Genomic DNA, 1,431 nt, shown 5'->3' with positions numbered 1-1,431 from the left:
TACTCCAGCCGGGGATTGTGATCACGGTTCGATGAGGGCTTGTCGGGCGTAGTGGCTGGTCATGGCTCGGGCTTGGTGTCGGCGTCGGCGGATTGACCAGAGCAGCGGGTCGGTGTGGCGGCGGGTGGGTTCGAGGACGAGGACGTTGAACAGGTGGCGTAGTTCGTTGACGGTCAGCGGGATCAGCCCGGCCGGGTCGGGCCGGTCGTGGTTGGCGGTGGCGGCGGCGAGGAAGGCGTGGGCGAGGATCGCCAGGGTGGTCCAGCGGTGCCAGGACGTCCAGCGGCGGTTCTGGTGTTGGTCGAGGCCGAGTCCGGTCTTCGCAGCTTGGAACGCCTCTTCGATTTTCCAGCGGCGTCCGGCCACCCTGACGAGGGTGTGCAGCGGGACGGGTTCGGGTGACCAGCAGCGGTAGAAGGCCAGCTCGCCGGTTCTGCGGTTGCGGCGGATCAGGAGCCAGTGGTGTCCGCCGTGCTCGTCGTGGTGGGCGGGTAGGGCGGTGAAGGACCAGTCGTAGTAGCGATGACCTTTGGCACCTCGCCCGGCGGACATGCGCTGCCAGGCGGTGGTGGGGAGTCCGGCGGTCAGCGCGTCGACGCGGTAGACACCGAGGCCGGTGGTCACCTGGTGCGAGCAGGCCACGGCCAGGACGTAGCCCAGTCGCAGCTGACGGAGCCTGGTGGCCAGGCGTGGGTCACCGCCGTAGGCTTCGTCGCCGGCCACCCACCGGCAGGGCAGCCCGGCGGTGACCGCGGCCTCGATCATCCGGGTCGCCAGTTGTGGCTTGGTCGCGAACCGCACCGTGTCGGGGACACCCGCCTGCGCCCGGCGTTGCGGGTCGTCGCACCACGATTTCGGGAGGTAGAGGGCCGCGTCGAGCATCGCGTGAACATTCTCGGTGGCGTAGACGAGATGCACGGCGAGCTGGCAGTTCTCGATCTTTCCGGCAGTGCCGGAGTACTGCCGCTGAACGCCGACGGTGTGCCGGCCCTTCTTCAGATCGCCGGTCTCGTCGATGATCAGCACCGCTTCGGGGTCGCCGAATTGCTCACCGATGAACTCACCAACATCGGCGCGGACCGCCGCGTCGTCCCACTTCACCCGGGTCAGCAGGTCCTGCATCCCGTCCGGCCCGGTGTCGCCGACGTGCTCAGCGATCGTCCAGCAGTTCTTCCGTGGTAGCGGCGCCAGCAGGCCCCGGACGAAGTCACCTACCCGACGCCGTGGCTCCGGCCTGCGGAAACGTTGACCAACAGTCAGTAATAGGTCGTCGAACAACACCCGCCATCGCTGGGCGTCTACCCTGTATCCGGCAGCCACCGCTGCGTCATGGTCAGTCCACACAACCGTCCATGATCGACGGTGGCTGCTCTCGTTCTCCCGCCGCCTCACGCCGCAGCTCAGCCAAGGTCAACATCCCCGGCTGGAGTA

At 67.8% G+C, this 1,431-nt stretch carries 1 protein-coding gene; it reads right to left on the bottom strand.

Annotated elements, in window-relative coordinates; all coding sequences use genetic code 11:
• Positions 1-21: 21 nt before the first annotated feature.
• The gene (locus ACTMS0_RS29055) at positions 22-1,320 is read right to left on the bottom strand and encodes an IS701 family transposase (RefSeq protein WP_441158460.1); all 1,299 of its coding nucleotides are present in this window, start codon (positions 1,318-1,320) and stop codon (positions 22-24) included.
• Between the last annotated feature and the right edge of the window lie 111 nt (positions 1,321-1,431).

It is taken from the genome of Micromonospora sp. H33, assembly GCF_052068455.1.
Lineage (GTDB): Bacteria > Actinomycetota > Actinomycetes > Mycobacteriales > Micromonosporaceae > Micromonospora.
Note: the sequence above shows the minus strand (reverse complement) of the source record. Positions and strands in the feature narration are given on the sequence as shown.